The sequence below is a fragment of the Pedobacter sp. ok626 genome, assembly GCF_900100435.1.
Classification (GTDB): domain Bacteria; phylum Bacteroidota; class Bacteroidia; order Sphingobacteriales; family Sphingobacteriaceae; genus Pedobacter.
Window position 1 is genome coordinate 343,618 of record NZ_FNEX01000002.1, and the last position, 26,146, is coordinate 369,763.

The 26,146-nt window shown below is 42.2% G+C and carries 14 protein-coding genes; 2 read left to right on the top strand and 12 right to left on the bottom strand.

The genetic code is table 11. The features are described from left to right. Positions 1–53: 53 nt before the first annotated feature. The 8 genes from BLS35_RS03645 to BLS35_RS03680 all read right to left on the bottom strand — a co-directional run bounded on the left by BLS35_RS03645 (position 54) and on the right by BLS35_RS03680 (position 19,210). On the bottom strand, positions 54–1,535 hold the full coding sequence (locus BLS35_RS03645) for a RagB/SusD family nutrient uptake outer membrane protein (RefSeq protein WP_090777894.1): 1,482 nt from the start codon (positions 1,533–1,535) through the stop codon (positions 54–56). 24 nt (positions 1,536–1,559) lie between these two features. Beyond that, the gene (locus BLS35_RS03650; protein WP_090777896.1) at positions 1,560–4,625 is read right to left on the bottom strand and encodes a SusC/RagA family TonB-linked outer membrane protein; all 3,066 of its coding nucleotides are present in this window, start codon (positions 4,623–4,625) and stop codon (positions 1,560–1,562) included. A gap of 43 nt (positions 4,626–4,668) precedes the next feature. Beyond that, on the bottom strand, positions 4,669–7,089 hold the full coding sequence (locus BLS35_RS03655) for a hypothetical protein (RefSeq protein WP_254778639.1): 2,421 nt from the start codon (positions 7,087–7,089) through the stop codon (positions 4,669–4,671). An 83-nt stretch (positions 7,090–7,172) separates the two neighbouring features. After that, positions 7,173–11,303, bottom strand: a complete 4,131-nt coding sequence (locus BLS35_RS03660; protein WP_090777898.1) for a hybrid sensor histidine kinase/response regulator transcription factor — start codon at positions 11,301–11,303, stop codon at positions 7,173–7,175. A 65-nt stretch (positions 11,304–11,368) separates the two neighbouring features. Next, a complete protein-coding gene (locus tag BLS35_RS03665) occupies positions 11,369–13,267 on the bottom strand; it encodes a redoxin family protein (RefSeq protein ID WP_254778640.1) in 1,899 nt (632 codons plus the stop codon). Positions 13,268–13,296: 29 nt separating this feature from the next. Continuing rightward, positions 13,297–14,742, bottom strand: coding sequence for a RagB/SusD family nutrient uptake outer membrane protein (locus BLS35_RS03670; RefSeq protein WP_090777902.1), 1,446 nt, complete (start codon positions 14,740–14,742; stop codon positions 13,297–13,299). 11 nt (positions 14,743–14,753) lie between these two features. Next, positions 14,754–17,981, bottom strand: a complete 3,228-nt coding sequence (locus tag BLS35_RS03675) for a TonB-dependent receptor (protein ID WP_254778642.1) — start codon at positions 17,979–17,981, stop codon at positions 14,754–14,756. Positions 17,982–18,211: 230 nt separating this feature from the next. After that, entirely contained in the window at positions 18,212–19,210 is a 999-nt protein-coding gene (locus tag BLS35_RS03680) for a FecR family protein (RefSeq protein ID WP_090777906.1), read from the bottom strand. A gap of 180 nt (positions 19,211–19,390) precedes the next feature. Here BLS35_RS03680 and BLS35_RS03685 point away from each other — a divergent pair, with 180 nt between their 5' ends. Then, positions 19,391–19,630: a hypothetical protein gene (locus tag BLS35_RS03685; RefSeq protein ID WP_090777908.1), complete on the top strand. Its 240-nt coding sequence runs from the start codon at positions 19,391–19,393 to the stop codon at positions 19,628–19,630. Continuing rightward, positions 19,630–19,929, top strand: a complete 300-nt coding sequence (locus tag BLS35_RS03690) for a type II toxin-antitoxin system RelE/ParE family toxin (protein ID WP_090777909.1) — start codon at positions 19,630–19,632, stop codon at positions 19,927–19,929. Before BLS35_RS03685 ends, BLS35_RS03690 begins: the two co-directional genes overlap by 1 nt. 3 nt (positions 19,930–19,932) lie before the next feature. On the opposite strand, the gene BLS35_RS03695 is transcribed toward BLS35_RS03690, so the two are convergent. The 4 genes from BLS35_RS03695 to BLS35_RS03710 form a co-directional block, all read right to left on the bottom strand. Beyond that, a complete protein-coding gene (locus tag BLS35_RS03695; protein WP_090777911.1) occupies positions 19,933–20,514 on the bottom strand; it encodes an RNA polymerase sigma factor in 582 nt (193 codons plus the stop codon). A gap of 170 nt (positions 20,515–20,684) precedes the next feature. Beyond that, the gene (locus BLS35_RS03700; RefSeq protein WP_090777912.1) at positions 20,685–22,982 is read right to left on the bottom strand and encodes a GH92 family glycosyl hydrolase; all 2,298 of its coding nucleotides are present in this window, start codon (positions 22,980–22,982) and stop codon (positions 20,685–20,687) included. Between the two features lie 17 nt (positions 22,983–22,999). Then, positions 23,000–24,724, bottom strand: a complete 1,725-nt coding sequence (locus tag BLS35_RS03705) for a trypsin-like peptidase domain-containing protein (RefSeq protein WP_090777914.1) — start codon at positions 24,722–24,724, stop codon at positions 23,000–23,002. A gap of 9 nt (positions 24,725–24,733) precedes the next feature. Continuing rightward, positions 24,734–26,146, bottom strand: coding sequence for an alpha-L-fucosidase (locus BLS35_RS03710; RefSeq protein WP_090777916.1), 1,413 nt, complete (start codon positions 26,144–26,146; stop codon positions 24,734–24,736).

Consider the following 26,146-nt stretch of genomic DNA (forward strand, 5'->3'; position numbering starts at 1 on the left):
GTGGTATGCTTATGATGGCTTCATAGGTAGGTGTCTTTTTTTTTTTAAAATAGTTAAGGATTTTGGGTGATGGTGCCACCCGATTTATCAACTTCTCCCTGTGGGATGGGATAAAGATAATTGCGGTCCTGGAAGTTCACCCCTACAGATTGCAAGAAGGCTTTTGCAATGCCCCATCTTTTCAAATCATTAAATCTTTGCGATTCAAAGCCCAACTCTACCCTGCGCTCTTTTACCAACCAGTCTTTGATCTGCGCCTTATCAGTTGAAGCCACATTTCTGTCAGGTAAAGTTCCAGCCGGCGGCAAACTGCCATTCGCAGCCACACTATTTCTCGCTCTTGCTCTGACGGTATTAATTACGCCTATAGCTGCAGGGTAAGCTCCTGTTTCAAGTAAAGCCTCCCCTTTCCAAAGCAGCACATCAGCCCATCGGATATACACCTTGTTACTTGCTGCATCTTCATTCCCTTTGTTGCTATCGTTTAGTGCCCCAAATACTTTGTACACACTTTGAGTTTGCACATTCACTGTATAACCCAGTCTAGGGTCATTCGGTTCAAAAGCACTAATAAAATTGGCTGTTGGTGCAACAAAGCCCCAACCGGCAAGCGCGCAAAGACCATTCCCCATTGCCGGAGTTTTGGCAGACTGGTGGTCATAAGCAAAGATTACTTCACTCTCATTAAACTCTTTTGTTATATCGAAACTATCGAAGTAATTGGTGTTTAAATTATAAAATCTCAGGGTTTCCAGCTCTGCAATACTGGTCAGTACATCCTGCCATCTTTTATTGTAAAGGGCAACTTTAGCTTGTAATGCAATTACAGCTCCTTTAGATACACGCCATTTTTCTACATTATCGGTATATTTAGTATTCGGAAGCAAAGGTTTAGCCAAAGCAAGGTCTGCACTGATTTGCGCCCATACCTGTTCTTTTGGGATACGTTTTGCCACCTCATAAGCTTCAGAAAATTCCTTAAGCGGCTTTAACAAAAGCGGAACATCCCCAAAGTTATTTACCAAATCAAAGTAATAAAAGGCCCTTAAAAAATAGACCTCCCCGAGCAACCTGTTTTTCAAAGTCTCATCTATGCCTATTTTTGCAATCACCGTGGGGTCCGTTAAATAATTGATGGAGCGGTTACAACGCGCGATTCCTTCAAAATCATAGCTCCACTGCCCATTAAAACCACCATTGGATGCTGTAAAATTAAATTTAGAGAATTGATCCATCCAGGCCTGGTCTCCATCGGGGTTCCATTTTTTCTGCATGTCACTAGAGGCAATGTCCTGTAGGATAAAATCATTTCTCAGCACAGTACCATCATCCCAGCCCCACTGACCAATGATATTTAGTGTGCTTGACAACAAGCGGTACGATGAGGTCACCGACGACACAACGACATTCAATTTCGGATCCGTTTCGTCCTGATTGGAGGTAATCAAACCTATGGGCGCTTTATCTAATTCCTTTTTACAACTTACAGCGGTAATCATTACCAGAGCCACAAGTATTTTATATATCAATTTCATAGCTATACTTTTTAAATGCCAGGATTAAAATTTAACATTTACACCAAATAGAAATGCTTGGGATTGCGGATAGGTGCCCTTATCTATAATATCGGCAGATTCCGGATCCAAGCCTGTATAATCCGTCACCGTAAACAAATTCTGTGCAGAAACGTACAAGCGGACATTCTGAACACCCAACTTCGCCTTTGTTAACAAAGACTTAAACGAGTAACCCAGTTCCAGATTTTTCAATCGCAGATATGAAGCGTCTTCTACAAAAATACTCGAGGTTTGACTGCTACCATTGTCACTAAAGGTAGAGCGCGGTATAGTGTTGCTCGTTCCTTCTCCATGCCAACTTTCCAAAACTCTAACTGAATGATTAAATGGACGGGTATCATAATCAATAATTTTTTTCAGGTCATTATATCTGTCTACTCCTTGTACTCCCTGAAACAATGCCGAAAGGTCAAATCCTTTATAACTGGCCGAAAGGTTTAGTCCATAAGAAAATTTAGGATTCGGATTCCCGATATAACCTCTATCCAAGTCATTAATTATACCATCTCCATTAAGATCTTTAAATCTGATATCGCCTGGAAGTTCAGTTGGATTTACCGTTCCCGACAAATGGCTGTTTATTTCAGCCTGGTTCTGATAAATGCCTTCCATCATAAAACCATAAAGCGAATTAATTGGATGTCCAGGTTCAGTTTTCGTCACCTGACCAATTATATTAGGTAAATTCGGATGTAATTTTACTACCTGATTTTTTAATGTACCAATGTTCCCATTAATGCCGTATTTAAATGCGCGATCATTATTTCTGTAACTTAAAGAAATCTCGAGACCAGAATTCTTTACTTCCGCCGCATTCACAATAGTAGGTTGTACGTCCCCAACCAGCTTTGGTAAAGAGAGTGGCAACAGTATTCCGTTTGTTTTTTTCTTAAAATAATCAACCGTTAGATAAATCTTGTTTTCGATTATTCCCATATCCAAGCCGATGTTAGTTTGGGTGGTACTTTCCCATTTCAAATCTGGATTTCCATAACGAAGTAGTTTTGTTTCGTCACCGACTTTGGAATACAAGGTCAAATAAGTATAATTCCCGATATTCTGGTTGCCGAGTGTTCCAACACTTGCCCTTAATTTCATATCAGAAATCCAACGTATTTCCTTCATGAAAGCTTCTTCAGAAATTTTCCACCCCGCCGATACGGAAGGGAAATAACCCCAGTGATTATTGGGTCCAAACCTGGAGGATGCATCTGCTCTGAAATTCCCGGTGATCATGTATTTAGAATCATATACATAGGTAGCTGAACCAAATAAAGAAAACAATGTCCATTCTGCACCATTTCCTCCATTCCATAGGTTGGTTAAGGTATTGCCGTAGTCAATAAACTGGAATTCAGGTGCAGTATAATCAAACCTATTCCTGGTTGCTCCAATGGAAGAAGAATAATTTTTGATGTACTCTGTTCCCACCATACCATTGATCAGATGTTTCCCAATCGTCTTACCATAATTCAAGGTATTGTTCCAGGTAATAGTACTCTCCTGTCCACGATCCTCATTTAAGGAATTAGGTCGGTTCTTCCTGCCCAAGCCCTTATCTTCTGCCGCACCACCGCCATCATCATCACCAAAATTTTGATTAAATGCCTTATTATGTGTGAAATTAAGATCCAAGCCCACATTTGTTCTAAATTTCAATTCCTTATTCTTAAGCAACGCGTACTCTGCGTAGACATTTCCGAAGGCTTTAAACAAAGATCTTTTGTCATTGGTAAAATAAGCAAGCGCTATTGGGTTACTACTGTATTCATACCTCGTTTGGTAAGTACCATCCGCTTTATAAAAGGGTAAATCTGTAAATGGATCCGCAACAGAATAAGTTGGATCATTAATATCTTTAAATACAGGGATTACTGGTGGACGAATGAATGCATGGCGTATCACACCAGGTTCATCACCCTTTGAAGACATTTTATCTTGCTTGGAATAGGAAAGCTGTAGATTTGCCCCCAAAGTAAGGCGATCAGATACATTACCGACCACATTCGATCTGAAGTTAAGGCGCTGATATTTATCATTATCATACACTACAATTCCATCTTGTTCATAATAGGCTCCTGAGATTAAGTATTTAACCTTCTCGCTTCCCCCACTCGCGCTCAGCTGCAGGTTTTGCGAGCGTCCATTCTCAAACAATTCATCCAGCCAATTGGTATTTGCCAAATCAGTCCGACCTTTGTCAGGGGTATAAGGGTTTGGTTCTGTACGTCCCGAATTGTTCCATGACTCCTCCATCTTATCCATATACTGAGTTCTATTCAGCATCTTAGGCAGATTGGTTACTTTTTGAATCCCATTATAATAGTTGACATCAATGGTCGATAATCCCGCAGTGCCCATTTTGGTCGTGATCACAATTACCCCAGCTGAAGCCCGGGAGCCATAAATTGCAGCAGCAGAGGCATCTTTGAGGACGGTCACAGATTGCATATCGGCAGGGTTGAGAAAGGAAATATCCTGAGTAGGGTTACCATCTACAATAAAAAGCGGACTATTGTCGCCAAATGTACCCTGACCCCGGATCAGGATGCTGATCGGGTCACCGGGAGCACCCGTACTTTGCGTAATCTGCACACCTGCAACTTGCCCCTGTAGCACCTGCGCCACATCAGCAACCCTCCGGTCTTCCAGATCGCGCATCTGTACCGAGGTTACCGCACCGGTCAGATTCGATTTTTTCTGTGTAGTATAGCCTAGTACCACCACTTCATTGAGCAATTCATTGTTCTCTTTCAGCGTAACATTTACACTTGAATTTCCATTTACTGAAATCGTCTGCGTTAAAAAACCCACATAATTAAAGTTGAGCTTTTGTGGCGCCCCTTCTTTTAAACTTAAGGAGTATCGCCCCAGTTGGTCGGTCATGGTTCCGTTTTGAGTGCCTTCCTGGAGCACACTTACTCCCGGCAAACCTGTTCCACTTGCATCTCTGACTGTTCCAGACACCTTGGTCTGGGCGTAGAGATTTTGGCTTGAAAATGCTACAAGGAGCAAAATGAGCCAGGCATATTTAATTTTTACTTTCATTTGGTTAGAATTTGTAAAGTTTAATTCATTAAGATTTATTTTATCAATTCAATTGTTTACTATAATCGGGGTCCATATCTGGCGTTCGAAGTCCTGCAACTTCATTGGCCATCAGGATAAATACGTTCCAACACAAGCCCTGGGTAGATGGCCACCAGGAATCTGTTGTAGTCCATTTGGTGGGGATGAACTCCTTGCTATAGGGCCATTTTGGATTTAGGTTAATCTCGGCCCAAACCCGGTTTTCCATCAGTTTGGGTGCCTTTTTCCAGCCATGCTTAAGTCCTGCTACATAAGCACAATATTCGCCCCTTAACCAGCTACCGCCATTATAGTAAAAACCATCGCTTTTACCGTCGGCATAATTGCTTTCGCCAAACTCGGCAAATGGCTGATAATCTGCACTTAAATAAGCATATCCTTGTTTGTTATTGGTCAACCTTACACATATAGGTGCTGTGGTTCCATATTCAGGATGTGGCGAATTGGCCACTTTGTTGAGCAAAGGCATTTGTTCGAGGTGGTTGATTACCATCTCATCTGTTAAAATTGGCCGGTTAAACAACCATAGCGAATAGAACTCCGGCTCCAGATCGGTTAGCGTGATGATATCGGGATAATTCCGATCAAACAAAAGGTGCTTTCTTTTCGGGTCATAAAATTTTCGGTATTCCTGTTCCGCTTTTTGGATGTAAGATTCTTCCAGAGGGTAGCCGAGTTCTTTGATGGTACGTAAGGCAATGACCAGCATACCCTGATTTACCGCTAGACGATCGGTTTTAGGCTTATAATCCACGATGTCAACCTGGCTCATAGAAAAATGTGAGCGACATATCCCATCCTTCCCTCCATCAAATTCATTCCGCACATAGTCTACAGCTTTTTTAATTTGATCTTCCGGCAGGCTAATGTTAAACCTTCTCTTATTCAGCATCGCCCAAATCAACCATTCTATGGTGGCCTCATTATCTTTAGCCTCTACAGAACCCATATAGGGTGTAATGATAGTGCCAATTCCACCTTTTGGCGTTTGAGTTTTAGCCCATTGATCCCAGATGCTGAGGTTCAAAGTCTTGTTGTATGTTGCCACTATAGAAAAAAAGGAGTCCCGGTTGTACATATCCGGCGAATAATTCATATTAGGTACATTAAAGGGCTTAAAGTCGTTTACCCCATTAATCCAGGTGAGCATATTCATATTAGCATACAACATTTTCTCTATTTGCGAACCTTTAAAGTCCATGCCTTCTGCCAATCTGGTTTGCGAAGAGATCATAAACTGATGGTGATCTTTCCAGGGCTCCACAAACAGGTAGCTCGTTTTTTCTGCAGCCTCTCCTATTGGCAAGACATTGTAAGGCTCGGAAGCTGGTTGATGGGCTACGATTTGTAAATCTTTAATTTGTAGCTGACTGGCTTGGTTTGCTAATTTACCGATGAAAAGTGAGACGCTATCACTGCCAATATAAGGCACCAAAATACTCCCTTTAAACAAGGTCCAGTCGCCCCCTTTAATTTTAAAATTGTCAATATACTTTAAGCCATGTTCCAGCTCTATGGTTTTCTTCCCGTTCTTTACTCTAAATAGTTTTAAGGCCAGGGAGGTATCTCCTTTACACTTAAAAGAAATGGAATAAACCTGCTGATCTTTCAGCGGCACGATCGTTTCTATTCGGCTTTGTACTGCAGGTTTACTGAAAACAACCCTTTCCTTTCCCGCGTCAAGGTTATACATTTCGCCGAATGTCATTTGCACATAGTGTTGATTGGCGGCCTGCTCGGCAGCGCTAGCTACAGCCAATAATTGCGGATCTGGCAGGTTACGCATACCGACAAAACCACCCCCACGACCACTAAACCTGCGACGGGTAGTCCGCGTGTATTGATTTTTATAGCCAGCATCCACTAAAAAGCCAACCAGCATATTGTTACGGTCCACATAACCAACAGATGGAAACATTTCGTGGGCAAAGCCGCCCGGAAAATTATCGTATTCAAAGCTTACATACTTAGCTGGTTTTTCGGCAGGTACAAACTTTTCTTTCAAAGTATAGTACATCAGGGGCATCCCCGGCTGAAACAACCGGATGGTTTTCTTAACCACATGCTGATTGATGATCTTGTAAGTCACGGCTACATGAAGGTTCAGGTCAAACTCAGGGATATAGCTTTCTTTTGTTAAGGTAATGCTACTATTGTCGCCAGTCCATTTTTTACCTTTCCAGCCAGATAGTAAAACTTTTTCACTTAAGTCTGTATTTGAAATCAAGAGTGAGAACTCGTCTTCATTATTTAAAAGCTGCCTGTCTCCATCGAAAAGACCAACCTTAAATCCAGTTACACTATCCCCTAATGCTTTTAGGCGCAAACTTTGGGATGCTGCATCAAAACTCCACGACAAAAAAGCAATGAATAGGAGCGCAACAGTTACTGGTAAAAGCAGGTTTGGTAATTTGTGTTTCATCAGGCTGACTATTTGGTTGTAACAAATTTAGACCAGGCCCGCCCAGAAGTAGTACACTATAGTTACATTTGAGTTCACTATAGTTACAAAGTGCTGGTATTTTCCTCGTATTGCTGCTGCCGGTACTCATTTGGCGCACAATTGTAAATCTTTTTAAACTCCCTGAAAAAGTAGGATTTGTTGTTGAAACCGGTACGGTAAAAGATCTCGGAGACGGTATATTGGGAGGCAATCAGCATATCAGCTGCATGCTTTAAGCGAATCCTTTTGATAAACTCTGCGGGTGTCATTCCGGCAAGCGACTTTAGGCGTCGATACAATTGCATCTTACTGATCGACAATGCGCCTTCTATGGTCGAAGCATTTAAATCGGGCTCATTCAAATTATTTTCGATCACCTTGAGCAGGCTTTCTAAGAATTTTTTATCTGTATCCGCAATATCAGCATCCATAAACTGATTGCTGATGTGCTGATCTTTAATCAGACTTTGCATTCGGGCGCGGTAGTCCAGGAGTTTACGAATACGGACATGCAGGTAATTGATCTGAAAAGGTTTTGGTATATAGGCATCAGCCCCCAATTCATAACCTTCTGCCTTATTGTCCTCAGAGCCTCTTGCTGATAAAATCACAAAAGGAATCTGTGCCCATGCCGGCGTTTGTTTCACTACCCGACACAGCTCGAGTCCGTTCATATCGGGCATCATTACATCACTAATGATCAAATCGGGTAATGTTTTTTGCAAAAAAGCCTGCGCTTCCAGCCCCGTACCCGATTCGTAGATCACATATTGATCCTTTAATACATTTTTGATCAGGTACCGCAGCTCAGGTTCATCCTCTACCAATAAGATACTAGGCTTATCAGACTGCAGATCATCAATCAAACTATTTTTATTTTCAGCTTCTGGCTTACGCATCTCAGGCTGTTCATACACCTGCACCAAGGATGCATACAATGCTGAGGGGGCGGAGGTAATCACCTTTGCATCCTTATCCTCGACGGTTGCCAGCTCTACTTTTACCCTAAAATCTATCCAATCCCCTTGCAAGGTGGCCTTAATATCAGCACCCATCAGGCTAACCAGCTCTTTGGTAAAGGCCAGACCGATACCGGTACTAAACTTTTCCGTTTGCTGCTCATTACTGACATAAAACTTATTGAAAATCTGTTCCAGGTGCTCCGGCTTTAATGTACAACCCGAATTGGAAACACTGACCTCCAGGATACTTGTCGCAGGATTAAAGACCACATCAAATTTAATGGTTTCATCCCGCCCAGCATGTTTAAAGGCATTAGACAGCAAGTTAAACTGAATCTTTTCGAACTTATCCTTATCTATAAAACCTGCAATTCCCTCCTGAATTGTTCGGATGTATTGTTGCTTGTTTTTTTCACTGGCGGGAACAAATAGTTCTGAAAGGCTATCCAGCATCTTGCTGATGTCGACATAATCATCGTTCTTTTTCAGATAGCCCGCCTCGGCTTTCCTAAACTCCAGCAACTGTTGCACCAGATAAGTTAATCGCGCAGTGTGCTGGTGAACGATAGAAATGAAATAGTTATTCTCTTTATTTTTAAGCAGATCGGTCTTCTTATTCTGTAAAAAATGCTCTACAGAACCCATGATCATCGTTAATGGCGTCTGGATCTCATGTGCAATATTGGTAAAGAAGTTTAAGCGTTGCTGATGCTCTTCTTCATCCTTCTCCCGCAGCAAATGCTCCATTTGCAATTGATACTTCATCTGCAGCTTATTTTTGCGGTACACATGAAAAGCATAACCTGATGCTCCGATTATCAGCAGATAGGCAAGTATAGCCGGATAAGTTAACCAAAAGTATTGTTCGACATGTAGTTTAAACACGCTTATACCCTCGGTCCATACTCCTTCCCCATTGCTCCACCTTACCTGCAGCGTATAATTACCTGGTGGTACATTGTTGTATATAATTGTACCCACAGCACCGGAATAGTTCCAGCTCTTATCCAGACCTACCAGCTTATAAGCAAGTTCATTTTTGGCTTCATTGAGAAAGCTCATAGGCTTTAAACTTAGCTGGAAGAAATTGCTTTTACGGGCTAAAGTGTATTCAGGGATTTCGGAACGGCTAGCCTTAAGCACCTGTAATCTATTTTCATCGAGGTTTTTACCGCCCATCTGGATTGCTGAAATCAGCAAATTAGGTTGGAGGTTATTGCCTGCGATGCGTTCGGGAACGAAGTAGTTAAAGCCATAAATACCCCCAAAAAAGAGCAGCCCCTTTGCCGATTTCCAAACAGCGCCATCACTAAACTCATTGCTTTGCAGTCCATCACTTTCTCTAAAGTTGGCCACGGCGCCATTATTAGGGTTTAAGCGCGCTAATCCTCTGTTTGTACTGATCCAAATGCTTCCTGAATTGGCGCCCTCAATGGCATGGATGGTGTTATTTGGCAGTCCTTCGGTCATTGTAAACCGCTTAAATGTAGGCTTGTCCTTTAAGGACTCTTCATGGCTCAGCATGTTTAAACCATAACTGGTACCTATCCACAGTCTTTTCTGTGCATCCCGATATAAAGACAACACATCATTATTAGACAGCCCATTTGCTGATGAAAAGGCCTTGAAGGTTTTAAACCGGCCAGTTTGCTTATTCAACAAGCTTAATCCACCATAGCGGCAGGCAATCCAAAGATTTCCATCATCGCCATTGCTCAAAGCATAAATAATATCGTTGGCAGGGCCATTCTCCGTCCCAGAAAGGTATTGCCGGAAGTAGTTAACACTCAAAACACCCTGACTATTTTTAGCCAGTTTTAAATGTATAAGCCCGCTACCGCTCGTACCGAGCCACAATGAACTATCCTTGTCTTGCAAAATCGCATACACAGAGCCAAAATCGGGTAATTTGGCTGTCCCTAAAACATCAAACCAGCGAATGCTACGCCTGGCCGTTAAATCGTAAATATCGATTCCCCGTCCATCTGTACCGATGTAAACATAGGGATCGATCCCTTTTTTTAGTGCATAAACAGAATTATTCTCTAGTCCGTTGCTTGTATTTAGACTTTCTTTTAAAGGTTGCAGGGAAAAGCGGGCTAAGAAATCCTTTAAGATTACAATTCCCTTTCCTTTAGTACCGACCCATAAATTCCCATCTACCTCAGCAAAGGCCCGGACAGGTTTATTTAAATCACTAAGGTTGTTTTTATTGACCAGTCCGAAGTAGTTGATCTTCGGGTAAATCTTAATCAAGCCATTTCCATCAGTCCCAATCCACAACACGCCATCTTTTGCACACTCAATCGTGGTGACCCTGGTATTTGCCAATTGCCGCACCTCGTCCTGCATCAAAAGAGCGGGCTTAAACTCATTGTCGAATACCCCAATTCCTTGTCCTTCCCAACCGATGATGTAATTGGAACGGTAATACTGAATCGATTTGACATTACCCGCAATACTGCTTACTTTTTGGGGAACAAACTGACGCTCGTCCAGCGTCCATAAGCTACCTCCATTGTCGGTAAAGAAAACCCTGTTATTTGCCAGAAAGAAATTACTGATTGGCCTTTGGTGTCTTATAAGATTGACCAGACTTAAGCCTGAAGAATTCGTTTTACAGGCCATCAATGTTCCATCATTTTGAAGGAACCACATCAATCCGCTATGGCTACTTTCCATTTTAACTAGCTGCTTATTCCCTGCCGGAGAAGGAATCCGCTTAAATTGATTCGACGCTGTATCAAACCTGCTTAAACCATAGGTTTTACTGTAGCAAAAAACGATTCCATCTTTAGCCACTGCCAGTTCATATTCCTTTTCGGCAATGCTCCTCTTTGTCGCCTGATTATAAAAATACTGATAAAAATTCCCGGTAATCTTTTCGAATCGGGTAATCCCGCCGATGGTGCTGATCCATATATTGGCCTTTTTATCTTCCTTAATATCCTGGATCACATTGTTCCCAATGCTACCATTTGGATTTTCGCTGTTGTAATTGAAAACCCTAAAATCTGTACCATCGTACATATTCAATCCATCCCAGGTACCTACCCAGAGCAACTGGTCTTTATCCTGAAAGACTACATTTACGGCACTATTTGACAGCCCGTTCCGATTATCAAACTGCTGAAAATAAAACTGAACAGGAACCTGACGCTCAAAGGCCTTGACGAATTGGACCGTAAAAAGTAAAAGAATCGTGAAATAAAACTGGCAAAAGTATTTCATCAATCGTATATGGGAAGGGGGTTATCTCTTCCAATATACGATTAAATTACAAAGATTAGTATAAACTATTGCTTAGCTCCTTCGAGCAAGATATCAATCTGTACAGCGAGTTTATGCTCCAGCTCTGCACCTTCAAAACCAATGGTACGGAACTGCATTTTTCCTTGCTGATCTAAGACTGCAATTGTTGGAATCAGCGCAAAGCCAACCTTCTCTCCTATATTTGGATCGTTGTTAAAATACAAAGGAAACGTGTACTGCGGGTTTTTAGCCTCCCAGCCGATCGCATCTTTTATCGTATTGCGGGCACCACTGTTCACCACCATAAACTTTACGCCAGGATGGTTCTTGTATTTATCATAAACTTTTTGCAGATAAGGCATTTCCTTCATGCAGGGTACACACCAGGTAGCCCAAAAATCGAGGATAACGATTTTGCCTTGCATCATTTCTTTGGTAACCGGCTTACCTTTAAGATCGGTTAGACCAGTTAGTTCCGGACCGGGCTTATTCATCATCTGTTTGGTCAGGGATGTCTTGAGTTGTGCTAGCTTTAATTCTTCCAGCTTTTTGAGTTTTGCATTGAATTCGCTTTCAGAAGAATTGAACTTTAGAAAATTAGTTTTAGCCACCTTGATTGCTATTGTGTCCGAAGGATCTTTTAACAATACATTCCAAATGGCATCATAGGCTTTTTTAGGCTCCCCTGCTTGTTCGTAAACCTGTGCGACATTCATCAGGCTCTCTTTATTTGCACCAGCGCTTTCGGCTTTAGCGGCAGCATCTAGGGCCTCTTGCTTTTTACCTTGATACGATTTATTAAGGGCAATGATCGAATACAAATCAGATTTTGCTGCTGCGACTGCTGCTGCTCTTACACTATCGGCAACAAAAGGAAAAATATGCCCATATTCTGGGAAATACCGGATAACACCTACAGGCCATTGATCTGCAATTTTCAGAGATTCCTCAGCATAGGCAATCGCAGTATCTGGGGCAATTTTCTGTGTTGTTAAAGTCTCCGCAATGGTTTTAAGTCTTTCGGGCGTATATGGGTCTTTCTTACCTAAACTTCTGCGGGCATGATCAATAGCCTTAGGGGCATTTTTTACGGCAGCATAATGTTCAAATAAAATCCGGTGTATATCTGTAGCGTTTTCGCCGACTTCAGTCCCGGTTTTTAGCAAAGCCTCCAATTGGGCCACTTTCTTATCTGTATCTTTTTCTTTAGCAATCGCTGTTATCTGATAATCTTTGGCAAGATCTGAATTGGGGAATCGTCTGGAAACCACCTTACGAATAGAGTCCAGTCTGGAATTTTCACCAATAATTAAATAACCCATTGTGACTTTATTGAGGTTCCCTCCGAAGGTTGGGTTTTCTTCAAATTTTGCGGCAATGATCTTTCTAGCCTCAATTCTATGTTTTAGACTTTCTTCCGGCGTTTTCGCCTGGTTCATCAGTACACTTTGCACACGTACTTTAGCCTCATAATTATCGGGATAATTTGCCAATTCCTTCTTAAGCAAAGCGAGTTGCATGGCCGGAACTTTTGGAGACTTGGGCATTTGAGCACCCAGGCTATACGATTCATGTAAAAAGCCGTCTCTTACTCGTTTATTGCCTTTATATACCGCTATGGAATAGTGTTGATCCGCAGCAGGTTTATCAATGAGTTCCCCACTCTGGAAATAAAATGATGCAAAGGTAGCGTAGCGCTGCAAAACAAAAGAGGCTACCCAATCCTTACCCTGTTTGGTCATTGGCAACTTCCAAGGCAATTCATAAAAGGTAGAATAGGTAAAGTTGATGACAACAGATGAAGCATCTTTACCGATTGCAGCTCCAACGACTCCGGGATGATAAGTGATCGTCACCTTTTCTCCGCGTTGTGGCTTTTCGGGGGTAATTTGTACCACCTGTCCTCGTACTTGCAAAATTGCAAGTACAAGGAGGCAGCTCATTAGCATGTGTTTTAACATAGGGATGCGAATTAGTTGTATCCCGGATTTGGGACCAAACTGTTATTACTGTTTAAAGCTGTAGATGGGATCGGGAAAAGAATGGCAGTTGATTTCCATGCTGGTTTCGTCAGACTCAATACGTCATCTGCCCTGGTTTTACTTGGGTCGCCAGTAACGCTTTTCCAACGTTTTAAATCAAACCAGCGATGGCCCCACTCCGTGAAAAGTTCCAGTCTTCTTTCATTTTCCACCTGTGCCATGGCTACAGCCAGATCTGCTGTTACTGGTAGCGGATTTAACCCTGCTCTCTGACGGATCACATCCAAATCTTCCTTCATTCCGGAGTAATTTTGCTGTTGCGCACGGGCTTCGGCACGGATCAGAAAGGCTTCAGCAAATCGAAGTACCATGGAATATTCAGTAGGAGCATTAATAGTCCCCACTCTCACTTTGTATTTAAATGGGAAATAATGAATCACCGGAGGAACGGCTGTTGTTGCATATTCTCCAACCCAATTTGTTTTCCTCAGGTCAGTTGTCCCAAATGCTTCTACTAAGCTCCCTGCACCTTTATTCAGTCGATAAAATGGCGCACCGGTAGATAATAGTGTATTGCCTTCCCAGGTATTTCTTCCAGTACTGGTATTAATAGCCTGCAGTTGCCATACCGCTTCTGTACTATTTTTCTGAAAAACCTTGGTCATGTGTGCCATACTATTAGGATCAAAAGCGTTAAGTATAGCGTATCCGGTGGTACTGATGACCTCAGCGGCTTCCTGCTCCGCAAGTGCATTGTTTCCGTTGTATAGATAACTCCTCGCAAGCAACAGCGTTGCGGCCGTTTTATTTGGACGTATGCGCTCCTTATTTCCCGGATAAGCAAGAACCAATACTTTTTTTGCTTCTGTCAAATCCTTAATGATGGAAGCGTATACTTCAGCCTTTGGTGTTCTTGGCAAATTCGTATTTTTAAGCACATCAAAATCCAGGATCAATGGTACATCACCGAAAAAGTTTACAAGGTAAAAATGGCAAAAGGCCCGTACAAACAAGGCTTCGCCAAGCAATTGATTTTTAACTTCGGGTGTGAGTGTGGTAGATGCGGATACACCTTCTATAGCCAGGTTTGCACGATAAATGAAACTGTAAGGTTGATCCCACATGATTTTGACATACTGATTTCCTGGAGTAAGTGAATTGTTCTTAAACTCATCAAAAGGTGCTGATGCAGAAGCATAGGTAAATTCATCGGCAGCCATGGCACACATAAAGGTAGTGACTACATTAGCAAACTGATAATTGAATCCGTTCATATCACTGTAAATCCCCGTTAGCACAGCTGTAGCAGATGCATCATTTACAAAGACTAGTTTACTGATCAGTTGATCTTTTGGATCATCAATATCTACAAATTTCTTACATGAACCCAGTGTGCTTAAAATCACTATACAAAGCACAGAATATAATATTTTCATAATTTCTTTTTTTAAAATGCCAATTGTAAACCTGCGGTATAAACGCTTAATGGTGGTAATGCATAACCCTTTGTTTCCGGATCAAAACCATCGTATGAGGTAATGGTAAACAGATTCTGAGCCTGAACATATACACTCAGGTTCTTAAATTTCGAATTCTTTATCACATCCGTAAGGTTGTATTTCAGGGAAACATTTTTCAACCGGATAAATGAAGCGTCGACCCAATTGGCATTTGAAAACCTATATAAGTTTTGAGAGGCATTAAAAATCGCCTTGCCTGAAGTTGCACTGGCCCCCGGAATGGAAGCCTCCTGCCCCGGGCTCTGCCATCTATCTAATGCACTCAGATCTTTATTCTTCAAAAGTCCATTAGAGGAAGCCAGGCTGCCATAGTTAAGCCCCGGTCCCTCTTGCTTAGCAAACTGAAAAAAGAAGTCGAGACTAATTTTTTTGTAAGTCAGACTATTCGACAATCCACCGTAAAATTTCGGCATGGTATTGCCCATCACGACCATATCCATCTTATCATCAAATAATCCATCTCCATTCAAATCTCTGAATAAGGGTACACCTGTGGCGGGATTTATGCCAATAAAGTCATAACCTTTCACAATGGTAAGTGGCTGTCCGATCACATATCTGGTTGAATTTGCCGTTGTAGCTAGATTTGGATAGTTTATCAATTTATTTCTGGCGATGGTCAGATTTGCGGAAGTACTCCAGGTAAAATTTCCGCCACGCACATTGGCCGAAGTGATTTCAAACTCGAAACCCTGATTCTGTACCACAGCAGGTAAATTCGCAGTATATTCGGGAAATCCGGATTGCGGAGACAATGGGTAGCCAACCAACTGATTACCTGAACGGGTGCGGTAGAAGTTCGCCGTCAGCATAAACCGATCCTGAACAAATCCTAAGTCTAATCCAAACTCAAGTTTCTTATTCACTTCCCAACTGTAATCGGGATTGGGGAAACGACTCGGATAAATTCCAGCGCTACCACCATAAGGAAGTGAAGTTGAAGACCAACTGTCTAAGAACTGATAGCTTCCGATCTGATCATTACCTACCGTTCCGTAGCTTGTCCTCAATTTAGCAAAGGATAAGAATTTCAACTGATCTTTCAAAAATGATTCGTTGCTGATGAGCCAGGCTGCACCCACAGATCCGAAATTACCAAATCGTTTCCCTGGTCCGAACCTGGAAGAACCATCACGGCGAAATGTACCGTTGATGATGTATTTTTCATCAAAATTATACGTTAAACGTCCGAAAAAAGAAGCATACCTATACTTGGTGTAGGTATAAGTACGAGGTGTGACTACCGTCGCTGCTTTGATATTTTCTAATTGTTCATCGCTCACATAACCTCCCCCGATCACTGATTGCGCTTCGGTAATGCTGTGCTGAAAAGTTCCCCCGGCCAGGGCAGAAAGATTGCCTTTTCCCAATTGAATGGAATAATCCAGCTGAGGCTCGAGGATATAAGAATTGAATGAGCCATTTCCGTAGTTTCCGGTACTTCCGCTATACGTAGCCGGATTGAAACTGATTTTAGGCAACGTTTGCACTTGCCTTGTATCCAAACGGTTATATCCAGCACTTAATTTTGCATTCAGGCCCTTGATGATGGTATACGCGAACGAGCTGTTGACAAACAAATTATTGGTATTGGTCACATTTGTGCGTTCGAGCAAAGCCATTGGGTTCTGCTCAACAGTGTTAAACCAATAATAATTGCCTTTTGCATCGTATATCGGCATATTAGGCGCCAGATTGAAGGAGCCTGCCAGATCTGTTATTGCCGTATTGTTTTCGTCAATCACATATTTTATCGAACTGGTCATTCTGAATTTATTGTCTTTCGAATTGTAATTCAGTGAAGAATTCAAGGATCCTCTTGTATAACCAGTATTGCCAGGCAATACCGATTTCTCATTGCGAAATGCACCGCCAACGAGAAAATTAGTCTGCTCAGTTCCGCCGCTTAAACTCAACTGTGCTTCGGTCAGACCAGCAGATTTTCCAAATAATTTTTCCTGCCAATTCTGGTCAAGATCCGGACTCCAGGTCAGCAGATCGGGAGCCAGCGCTTCAGTGGGCGTGACCGCATCATTTTTAAAGGCTTCGCGTCTCAATTCCAGATATTGCGCAGTATTGAGCATATCAACTTTATGATTCACCTGTGAGAATCCCTGGTATACATTCAGGTTTACTTCTGCCTTTCCAGCTCTGCCTTTTTTTGTCGTAATTAAGATCACCCCATTTGCACCTCTGGATCCATAAATAGAGGTTGCATCCGCATCCTTTAATACATCTATTCGCTCTATATCTGAGGGATTGATGCTACTCAATGGACTTTGTGTTCCATTTGCTCCAGTAAACTGGCTTAAACTTTCTGAAATAAACGGTATCCCATCCACAATATATAATGGGGCATTGCCTGAGGATATGGAGTTCTGTCCGCGCAGACGCACATTATATCCAGAACCAGGGTATCCGGTTACCGCAGAAATGTCTAAACCTGCGACTCTCCCTTGCAATGCTGCAAGTGGATCTGCTACCGGCTGATTTGCAATACTTTTAGCGGTGATGGAACTTACCGATCCGGTATTATTTCTTTTTGTTGTAGTTCCATAACCGATGACAACAACGTCGTCAAGCGTACCCACATCAGGTCTTAAAGAAATATTTGTCATGCGCCCATTTTTTACCGGGGCCTCTGCAGTCACATAGCCAATATAGCTGAAAACAAGTATCACATTTTCATTAGCGACCTGTATAATGTATTTACCCTCACCGTCTGTAGTCACCCCCTTATTTGTTCCCTTTACTTTAACAGACACACCTGGCAATGGAAGATTATTTTCATCCTTGACAACACCATTAATAGTTATATCCTGGGTATGGGCAGGTACTTCTTTAAAAATAATGACACTATTGTTGACCTGTTTATAATTTAGGCCTGTGCCTTTTAACAACTCATCCAGTGTGCTTTTTACAGAACGGGATTCCCCGTTAAGGGTGACGGCTTTAACAGAGGAGATCAGCTCATTCCGGTAAGCAAATCTAAAGTCCGTTTGCTGCTCTATCTGCGAAAAAACGCTGCGAAGTGTCCCCTTGTTGATGTCGATGGAGACTTTCACGTCGGAAAGTGTCTGAGCAGAACCCGGGGAGGCCGTTAAGCTGCTAACGGTAAAAAGAATAACCAATAAGAGGATCGCGTTTACTTTCATAAAAAATTTTAATTTTTTAAAATTAAACGGAGCGTAAAATGCCGGCACACACCGGCTTGCAAAACGTGTAGAATTGTAATACATTGCGTTGGTTTTAGTTTGAACTGATACGAGAATTGAAACCATCCGCAGACTCCGGCTGCAACCGGGGTTTGCTTCTTTTGGTTTGGCGTGTAAATATTATGGTGATGCCTTGTTGTTCATTTTTGGTTGTTTAGGTTTTTATTGATTTAACATCCCGGCCCATCAATGGTAAGCTGGTTATTTTTTAAGGTCAGTGTTGCCCCTGTAATATCCCCTACCACGCTCAACACCTGAGTAATATCATTTCTATTTAGGAAAGCGGCCGTAAAGCGACAAGATTTAGTTTTTTCATTGTTGAAATGAACTTTCACGCCATAACGCTCAGCTATCATTTCTGCAGCTTCGGCTAAAGTGATATCATCCATGATCAGATCATGTTTTTTCCACTCCACAACCTCAGCAGCATTGACTTTTGCTTTTATTGGCTCTGGCGACTTCGTATTCCAGGACAGTTGCTGATTAGGAATTAAAATGGCTAATGTTCGTTTTTCATCCTCTACCTTAACTTTACCACGGGTTACCGTTACAGTTACCGCATCATTGGCATGGTAAGCGCTAATGTTAAAGGCAGTACCCAATACCGTAGTTTTGATTTTTCCGGTATGGATCACAAAGGGGTGCCTGGCATCGTGCTTGATATCGAAATAGGCTTCACCTATCAGGCGAACTTCCCGCAAGGCTTTACCTTCAAAAGAGTCAGCATATTCCAGATAACTGTCCTGATTTAGCTGTACAGAACTGCCATCAGGCAATTTAACCCATTTGTGAGCTTCCTTTTCTGTTGGTGCCGGCTTCGCCTTTTTTATAGCGACAACATCCTTTTGTTCAACATCCTTCTTTAATTGGAACAAGCCAGCACCCAGTACCAATAGCAACATAGCTGCTGCTGCAATCCAGGTCCAATTCCAATGTTTTTTTACCGGTACTTTATCCTCAATCGCTTTCTTGATTTTCTCCAGAAGTTTAGCTTCATCAATATTTGGATTTGCCGCATTGGCAAAGTCCTGTTCTGTAGCTTCCAAGGCTTGGCGCCACTCTTCTTCATAGCCGCCGGCTTTAACCAAAGCCTTTACCTGCTCTATTTCAGCAAGACTGCAGCGGTTTAAAATGAAGTTTACAAATAATTGCTTAATGTGATTTTCCAATTTTTCTTTGCCTGTTTATTATATTACAATTAACAGGCAGGGTACATTTACTCCAATTGAAAATAAATATTCTTTTTTTTGGGAACTGTCAATTAGATAGTTTGATAGGAGGGAGAGTTTGACGGTACTGCTTGACTTTACCCTTCATATTTTGTAATTTTGATTAATAACTTAGCAAGGATGGCAGCTACAGCAATTAGAGACAGACTATATGATTATATCCGTTATGCCGACGAGAAGAAGGTGAAAGCGATATATACAATGGTGGAAGAAGAAATTAATGAGCAAATCAACTTATGGGAAGATAAAGATTTTCTAAAGGAAATTGATATGCGTCTTGATGAGTATGAGTCTGGTATTGTTAAAACGTCAACTTGGGAAGAGGTAAAACAGAAAGCTAAATTAGCAAAGAAAGGCTAATGAGCTATAATATTCGTTTCCTTCCTGCTGCTGAAAGCGAGTATATCAAAGCTTATCAATGGTACGAAGAGCACCTAGAAGGTTTAGGTGATCGTTTTAGCCGATCCGTTGAAAAACAGATTAAACTCATTTCCAAAAATCCAGAGAACTATCAAATTAAAGAACGCAACTGTAGAGAAAGTAAAATAGACGTTTTTCCCTACATTGTTGTATATAAAATTTATCCGAAGGCCAACGATATTCTAATTGTAGCTATATTTCATACGAGTAGGAAGCCTGGGAAGAAATATCGCAGATAGGGTTCATACCACCAAAAACAAAATGAATAGCAACGCCCCATTCCGAACCATGAAATCTTTAATCGCTTTTAGCGCCTTTACCATTTGACTGTTTACGGTACTGTCTTTAATACCCAATTTCTCTGCTGCCTGTTTATAGGAATATCCATCCTCTCTACAAAGTTCATAAATGGCTTTACGCTTGGGTGGAAGCTGATTTACAGCTAGACTAATGAATTCACCCGTTTGTTTACGCTCGGTATATTGCAAACCATCTTCCGATTGATATACGGCATGTGCAAATAGCTCATCCGAAATCCAGGTTTCTCTTGATGCTCGCTTAATTACATTTAAGGACAGATTTCTGGCGATGGTGAAAAGGAAAGCCTGAAGGGAGCGATCTGTTTGAATAGTGGCTGCATGTTCCCATAATTTCACAAAAGTATCCTGAGTGACGTCTTCAGCCAGGTCGGGCGATTTAAGAATTCCCAGAGCATAGGCATAGATTTTCTTTACATACACATTATACAGCCGAGAAAATGCTTCGGAGTCTTTTAATGTAAGTCTAATTAGTAATTCTATTTCCTCATGGCTGGACAATCCCATACTCTACAAATCTAGTAGATTTTACTCAAAAACTCAACCGTCTTGGTTATTAATGGGAAAGTTACATAATTTTAACAGTATTTAAAATGTGGGACTAAATTGCAGGGGGTTGATCAGCCGATCTAATCCCCCATGACTTATTGGGTTTTGGCCCCATAGTAAACTCCAGGTTATTTGATTTTTTCTGTAGAAAGAGAGTAAGGATAATCTGCTTTTTTAACACCCCTCTTTTTATTTGGCTGTGCGGACATTTCTATATCGATTGTCGCACCCTTCATTAATCCACTATGACTGAGCCAGTTTTTCTCTGACAATTTACCATCATATTTCAGGGACTTAATGTATTTATTTCGCTCGTTATTTAGTGGTGCATTAATGATGATCTTCTTACCATTTTCAAGGTTTAAGGTCACCTTTTTAAATAACGGCGCAGCCAAAACATATTGGTCTACGGCAGGTGTTACCGGATAAAAACCTAAAGCAGAAAATACGTACCATGCGGAGGTTTGCCCGTTGTCTTCATCTCCGCAATAACCATCGGGAGTTGCTTTGTACATCCTGTTCATGGTTTCTCTCGCCCAGTACTGACTTTTCCAGGGTTGCCCGGCATAATTATACAGATAGATCATGTGCTGTATGGGCTGGTTGCCATGGGCATACTGCCCCATATTGGCGATCTGCATTTCCCTGATCTCATGAATGGTCCCACCATAATAACTGTCATCGTATACCGGCGGAAGCGTAAATACAGAATCTAGCTTTTGAACAAATTTTTCTTTTCCGCCCATCATTTCAGCAAGTCCGTCGATGTCCTGAAATACTGACCAGGAGTAATGCCAGCTGTTTCCTTCTGTAAATGCATCGCCCCATTTAAATGGATTGAATGGCGATTGAAATTTACCGTCTTTATTTTTGCCTCGCATTAAGCCGCTTGAAGGATCGAAAAGCTTTTTATAATTCATCGCCCGATTTTTATAGACCTCTATTTCTGAAGCTGGTTTACCCAACGCTCTGCCCAATTGATAAATGGCAAAATCATCGTAAGCATACTCTAATGTTCTGGCTGCATTTTCATTGATATTTACATCGTAGGGTACATAGCCCAGCTCGTTGTAGTATTTTACACCCGCGCGACCAACAGCGGTCATCGGACCTTCATTGTTTGCCCCGTGTTTTACCGCATCCCATAATGTATTGATGTCATAACCTCTCATTCCTTTAATGTAGGCGTCGGCGACTACAGCAGCCGAGTTGTTTCCAACCATAATATTTGCATAGCCAGGACTAGACCATTCCGGCAGCCAACTTCCTTCTTTGAAATCATTGGCCAGGCCTTCCTGCATTTCTTTATTTATAGACGGATACATCAAATTTAAGAAAGGATACAGGGCCCTGAAAGTATCCCAGAAGCCAGTTCCAGCAAACATATATCCCGGCAAAACCTGACCATTGTAAGGACTCCAGTGCACAATCTTATTTTCGGCATTTAGCTCATACAATTTGTTCGGAAAAAAGAGCGTCCGGTATAAACAACTATAAAAAGTACGTTTTTGATCGAGGGTACCACCGTCAACCTGTATACGGCCCAAGGTTTTGTTCCAGATGCGTTTTGCCTTGGTCTTAGTTTGGTCAAAACTCTCTCCGGCTAGTTCTCTTTTCAAATTGAGCTCAGCTTGCTCAATACTGATAAAAGAAGAAGCGACCTTCATATTTACTTTTTCAGCTTTGTCGGTTTTGAAGCCAATAACAGCCCCTGTATGGTCAGCAGTTAGCTCCAGCACATCTTTTGCAAGGTCATTCCCGTTGAAAGAACTGGCGGACAAAAATGGTTTATCAAAATAAATAACGAAGTAGTTTTTGAAGTTAGCGGGTGTGCCGTGAGCGTGTCTGCTGCTATACCCAACTACCTTCCGTTCGCCGGGGATGATCTTAATGTAAGAGCCTTTATCAAATGCGTCTACAACCACATACGACTCCTCTGATTTGGGAAAAGTAAAACGGAATTGCGCCGACCGTTCTGTAGGGGTAATCTCGGTAGTCACATCAGCATCAGCAAGATATACACTGTAATAATAGGGCGTAACTGTTTCGGCCTTGTGCGAAAACCAGCTGGAGCGGTCATTTTCTTTAAACTTCAATTTACCGGTTACGGGCATGATGGAAAACTGACCATAATCGTTCATCCATGGACTTGGCTGGTGTGTTTGTTTAAAACCGCGAATTTTGTCGGCATCGTAAGTATACTGCCATCCATCACCCATCTGACCAGTTTGTGCTGTCCAGAAATTCATACCCCATGGCAAGGCGATAGTTGGATAAGTGTTCCCATTGGAGAGGTCGACTTTAGACTGCGTGCCCATTAATGGGTTCACATAGCTCAGCAGATCTTCCTCCACAGGTATCTGTTGGGCAATTGCCGGACAAATGAAGAGAAAAATGCCTACCGCGTTAAGAAGAAAATGTTTCATCAGATTATCTTTGAGTTTTATAATTTAGGATCGTATTTTTTGATCAGCTGTAGAATAAGAGAGGCAGGCATCACCAGGCTGCTCACTCTACTGTAACGGGCAATATTTATTCCGAAGAAATGTCCTGTCGCGTCAAATACAGGACCACCACACTGCTCTGGCTTCAAGGTGGCATCGTGTGAAAACACTTTAGAAAGCCCATCACGCCTGATGCTTTTCCCTCCCGAAAAGTTCTCCCCAGGATGGTTAAAACTGATTTTAGGCATTGTTCTCAAGGTAACTTCCTTGATCAGGATGGTATCTTTTAAGGATGCACTGTCTTTTCGAGTTATTTTAAGGGCTATTTTATCCCCCGGCCAGTATTTCTGGTAAGCACTGATAAAATCAAGTGGCTGGACGATGCTTATCTTATCAATTCCAACAATCTGATCTCCAGGTAGCAGTTCAGCTTTGCTGGCAGGTGAATCGGGGTTTATCATGGTTATGCTTAGTTTACCTTCTTGGAATCCAATTCCCGCACCAAGATACCCCGCACTGCTCATTTTAGGCAATTCAAACGCGGCACTGCCGATGACACTGATTTTATAAGTATCGTTGGATTGCGGAGAGATTAAAAACTTCCCCAACTGCTTAAGTGTTAAAGTATCGGAATTTAGTGCCGACAATTTTATACCTCCTTTAAGTTTAACGGCCGTTAAAAGTAAAATCAGATCATTATTTTTGTCACGGGCAATAACTGTTGCGGCGATTTCTTCACCCTCCAGCTCAATGACCGGATTTTCGCCTACCAGAGAACTTTTACTGACTAAAAGGATCCGCTTTTTAAGTTTGTCATTTACAGGAGAACCATTATACTGAATTACTGTTGCCTGTACTTTTTGCGATTGGCCATCCAACACACTTTTGAGCAGATAGACACTTCCGCGGAGTCTGGATGCACTTTTTCGGAAGCTTAGCTCCAGTTTTTCCAGTTCTGGTGACCCTTTAAGCCCTGCGGCCATTGGGTCTGCGCCAATGTCATCTTTCAATGCGGGATAAACGGTATAGGTTTCAGCTTTGTTTAATGCGGTCCAATATTTTCTGTACAGATCAACCGGAACCTCAAAATTGTCTTTCTCTCCAAGGTCAATTGCGCTATGCAGACCGATTAACCGGCCATGATAGTCGAACAAGGGGCCTCCGGAATCTCCTGGTTCCATGATACAGGTAGAAGTAATGAAGCCCTGTTTATTCTGAACTTCAGCTACATAGCCAAAGCGTACCATAGGCAGGGATTGGTTAAGACTTTCAGGATAGGCGATACTGATACAAGGTTCATATTTCTTCAGGCTGTACGACCAGCCCATCTCAGCGCAGGGCCATGTCCCGGGCCCGATAATCTTCATCATCGCCACGTCCGGAGCCGATGGATTGCCTTCCAGCTCGATTTCACCTAATCCCTGGGCAATATGCTCCGATCCATCCTGAAACATGACTTTATAAGTTTGACCTGGTTTGTTCACGTGCGCGGCGGTAAGGATATGTCCGCTCGCAGTCACAACAACCCCGCTAAATTGTCCCCCAGTTCTGATTTGTTTATCTACATCAAAACTCCACATCCTTACACTTGCCGCTGATGCCTTTTGAATGGCCTTTTGCATGGTAATCGCCAGACCGTTGGGATTGAATTTTTGTGCGCTTGCATGGCTGCCCGTTCCAGTGATCAGGAACAGCGCGGCCATCCCCCTAAGAAATCTACTCATATTACAGGCTTACCTTCTTTCGTTGAATACTCCGAATTCTGCAATTGAGGGGACATTATCAAAAGACAGATATTTAATCCTCACCTTATTCCCCCAGATGCGCCCGAAACGGTGTATTAAAATCCTTGATTGGCTTTTACCTTCGGCTAAAGGATGCCAGGAGTTGTTAGCGAAATAATCGATAGTATAGGATATCTTATCAGACTTCGCCTGGGTAATCACGATGGCGTTAAAGGCTGTTTCGCTGGTGAGGTCAACCTCAAACCAGGGGTTTTTAACTGTAGGGTGTGAGGTCCAGTTTGAGCTAAAATCATCATCAGTAGCGAAATCCATGATTGACATATCCCAGCTCCAACTTGCGTTGGCCGGCTTTCTTTTGGCCAGATTTGATGAAATAATGGCTGCGTCTGCCAAGGGGAATTTGGGAAGTCCACCGATTGGTTTATACAACTTACCCATTTCACGCAATGCAACAAGGGCATTGTCGTCAATTAAGCCATCACGGTTGGGGGCTACGTTGAGGATAAAATTGCAGTAAACCTGGTTGTAGGGAACCGCATTTTCATTGATCATTTTTTCCGGGGACTTGACTGCCGTAGTTGGAAAAGATGTTTTCCAAAACCAGTTTTCCTGCAAAGGTAAGCATGCCAAGGCAGGTAATTTATTGTGTTCTTTAGAGATGTGCTGACCGGCCCCTTGCTCATATGATTTGATATCGGTGTAAAACAAAGCTTCTGTCGGGTATTTGGCTGCATTCAGATCCATCACCAAACAGTTTGGCTGTATGGATTTTATTAAGTTGTAAATCTCTTCGAAAGGAACATCATCGTAAGAGATTCTGGACCAGGGTGCGTCCCATCCGTCAATAATCAGGGCGGAGATTTCACCATAGTTGGTCAGCAGCTCGGTAAGCTGCTCTTTCACCATTTTGATGTGTGCGGGGCTGATCTGGCCTGGACGAAGTTTATGATGGGTATCTAAAATAGAATAATACAGCATCACCTTCAATCCAGCTTTACGAAATGAAGTGACATATTCTTTAACCACATCCCGCTTTAAAGGACTGTTCATCACATTATAGTCTGTGGTTTTAGTATCCCAGATCGCAAATCCACTGTGGTGTTTGGTTGTTAAACAACCATACGACATATTTGCGGATTTAGCCGCTTTAGCCCATTGGTCTGTATTTAGTTTTTTAGGGTTAAAGATTTCCGGGGATGCGTTTGGGTCCGCCCAGTCATCATTCATATAGGTAGGGATGTTATAGTGAATAAACATTCCGAATCCAAGATCCACGAAAGCCTGCTGCAGCTCCTGAAGCGGGCGCTGATCTTTGTTGCTTTGCGCAAAGGCACTATTTATAGATGAAGCGCTGCCGAAAGCGCATAAGCATACGGCAACAACTAAGAGTCTATGTTTCAT

Coding starts and splice junctions, on each gene's coding strand:
- BLS35_RS03645 (WP_090777894.1), bottom strand. CDS start 1,535: ATGAAATTGATATATAAAATACTTGTGGCTCTGGTAATGATTACCGCT.
- BLS35_RS03650 (WP_090777896.1), bottom strand. CDS start 4,625: ATGAAAGTAAAAATTAAATATGCCTGGCTCATTTTGCTCCTTGTAGCA.
- BLS35_RS03655 (WP_254778639.1), bottom strand. CDS start 7,089: ATGAAACACAAATTACCAAACCTGCTTTTACCAGTAACTGTTGCGCTC.
- BLS35_RS03660 (WP_090777898.1), bottom strand. CDS start 11,303: ATGAAATACTTTTGCCAGTTTTATTTCACGATTCTTTTACTTTTTACG.
- BLS35_RS03665 (WP_254778640.1), bottom strand. CDS start 13,267: ATGAGCTGCCTCCTTGTACTTGCAATTTTGCAAGTACGAGGACAGGTG.
- BLS35_RS03670 (WP_090777902.1), bottom strand. CDS start 14,742: ATGAAAATATTATATTCTGTGCTTTGTATAGTGATTTTAAGCACACTG.
- BLS35_RS03675 (WP_254778642.1), bottom strand. CDS start 17,981: ATGAAAGTAAACGCGATCCTCTTATTGGTTATTCTTTTTACCGTTAGC.
- BLS35_RS03685 (WP_090777908.1), top strand. CDS start 19,391: ATGGCAGCTACAGCAATTAGAGACAGACTATATGATTATATCCGTTAT.
- BLS35_RS03690 (WP_090777909.1), top strand. CDS start 19,630: ATGAGCTATAATATTCGTTTCCTTCCTGCTGCTGAAAGCGAGTATATC.
- BLS35_RS03695 (WP_090777911.1), bottom strand. CDS start 20,514: ATGGGATTGTCCAGCCATGAGGAAATAGAATTACTAATTAGACTTACA.
- BLS35_RS03700 (WP_090777912.1), bottom strand. CDS start 22,982: ATGAAACATTTTCTTCTTAACGCGGTAGGCATTTTTCTCTTCATTTGT.
- BLS35_RS03705 (WP_090777914.1), bottom strand. CDS start 24,724: ATGAGTAGATTTCTTAGGGGGATGGCCGCGCTGTTCCTGATCACTGGA.
- BLS35_RS03710 (WP_090777916.1), bottom strand. CDS start 26,146: ATGAAACATAGACTCTTAGTTGTTGCCGTATGCTTATGCGCTTTCGGC.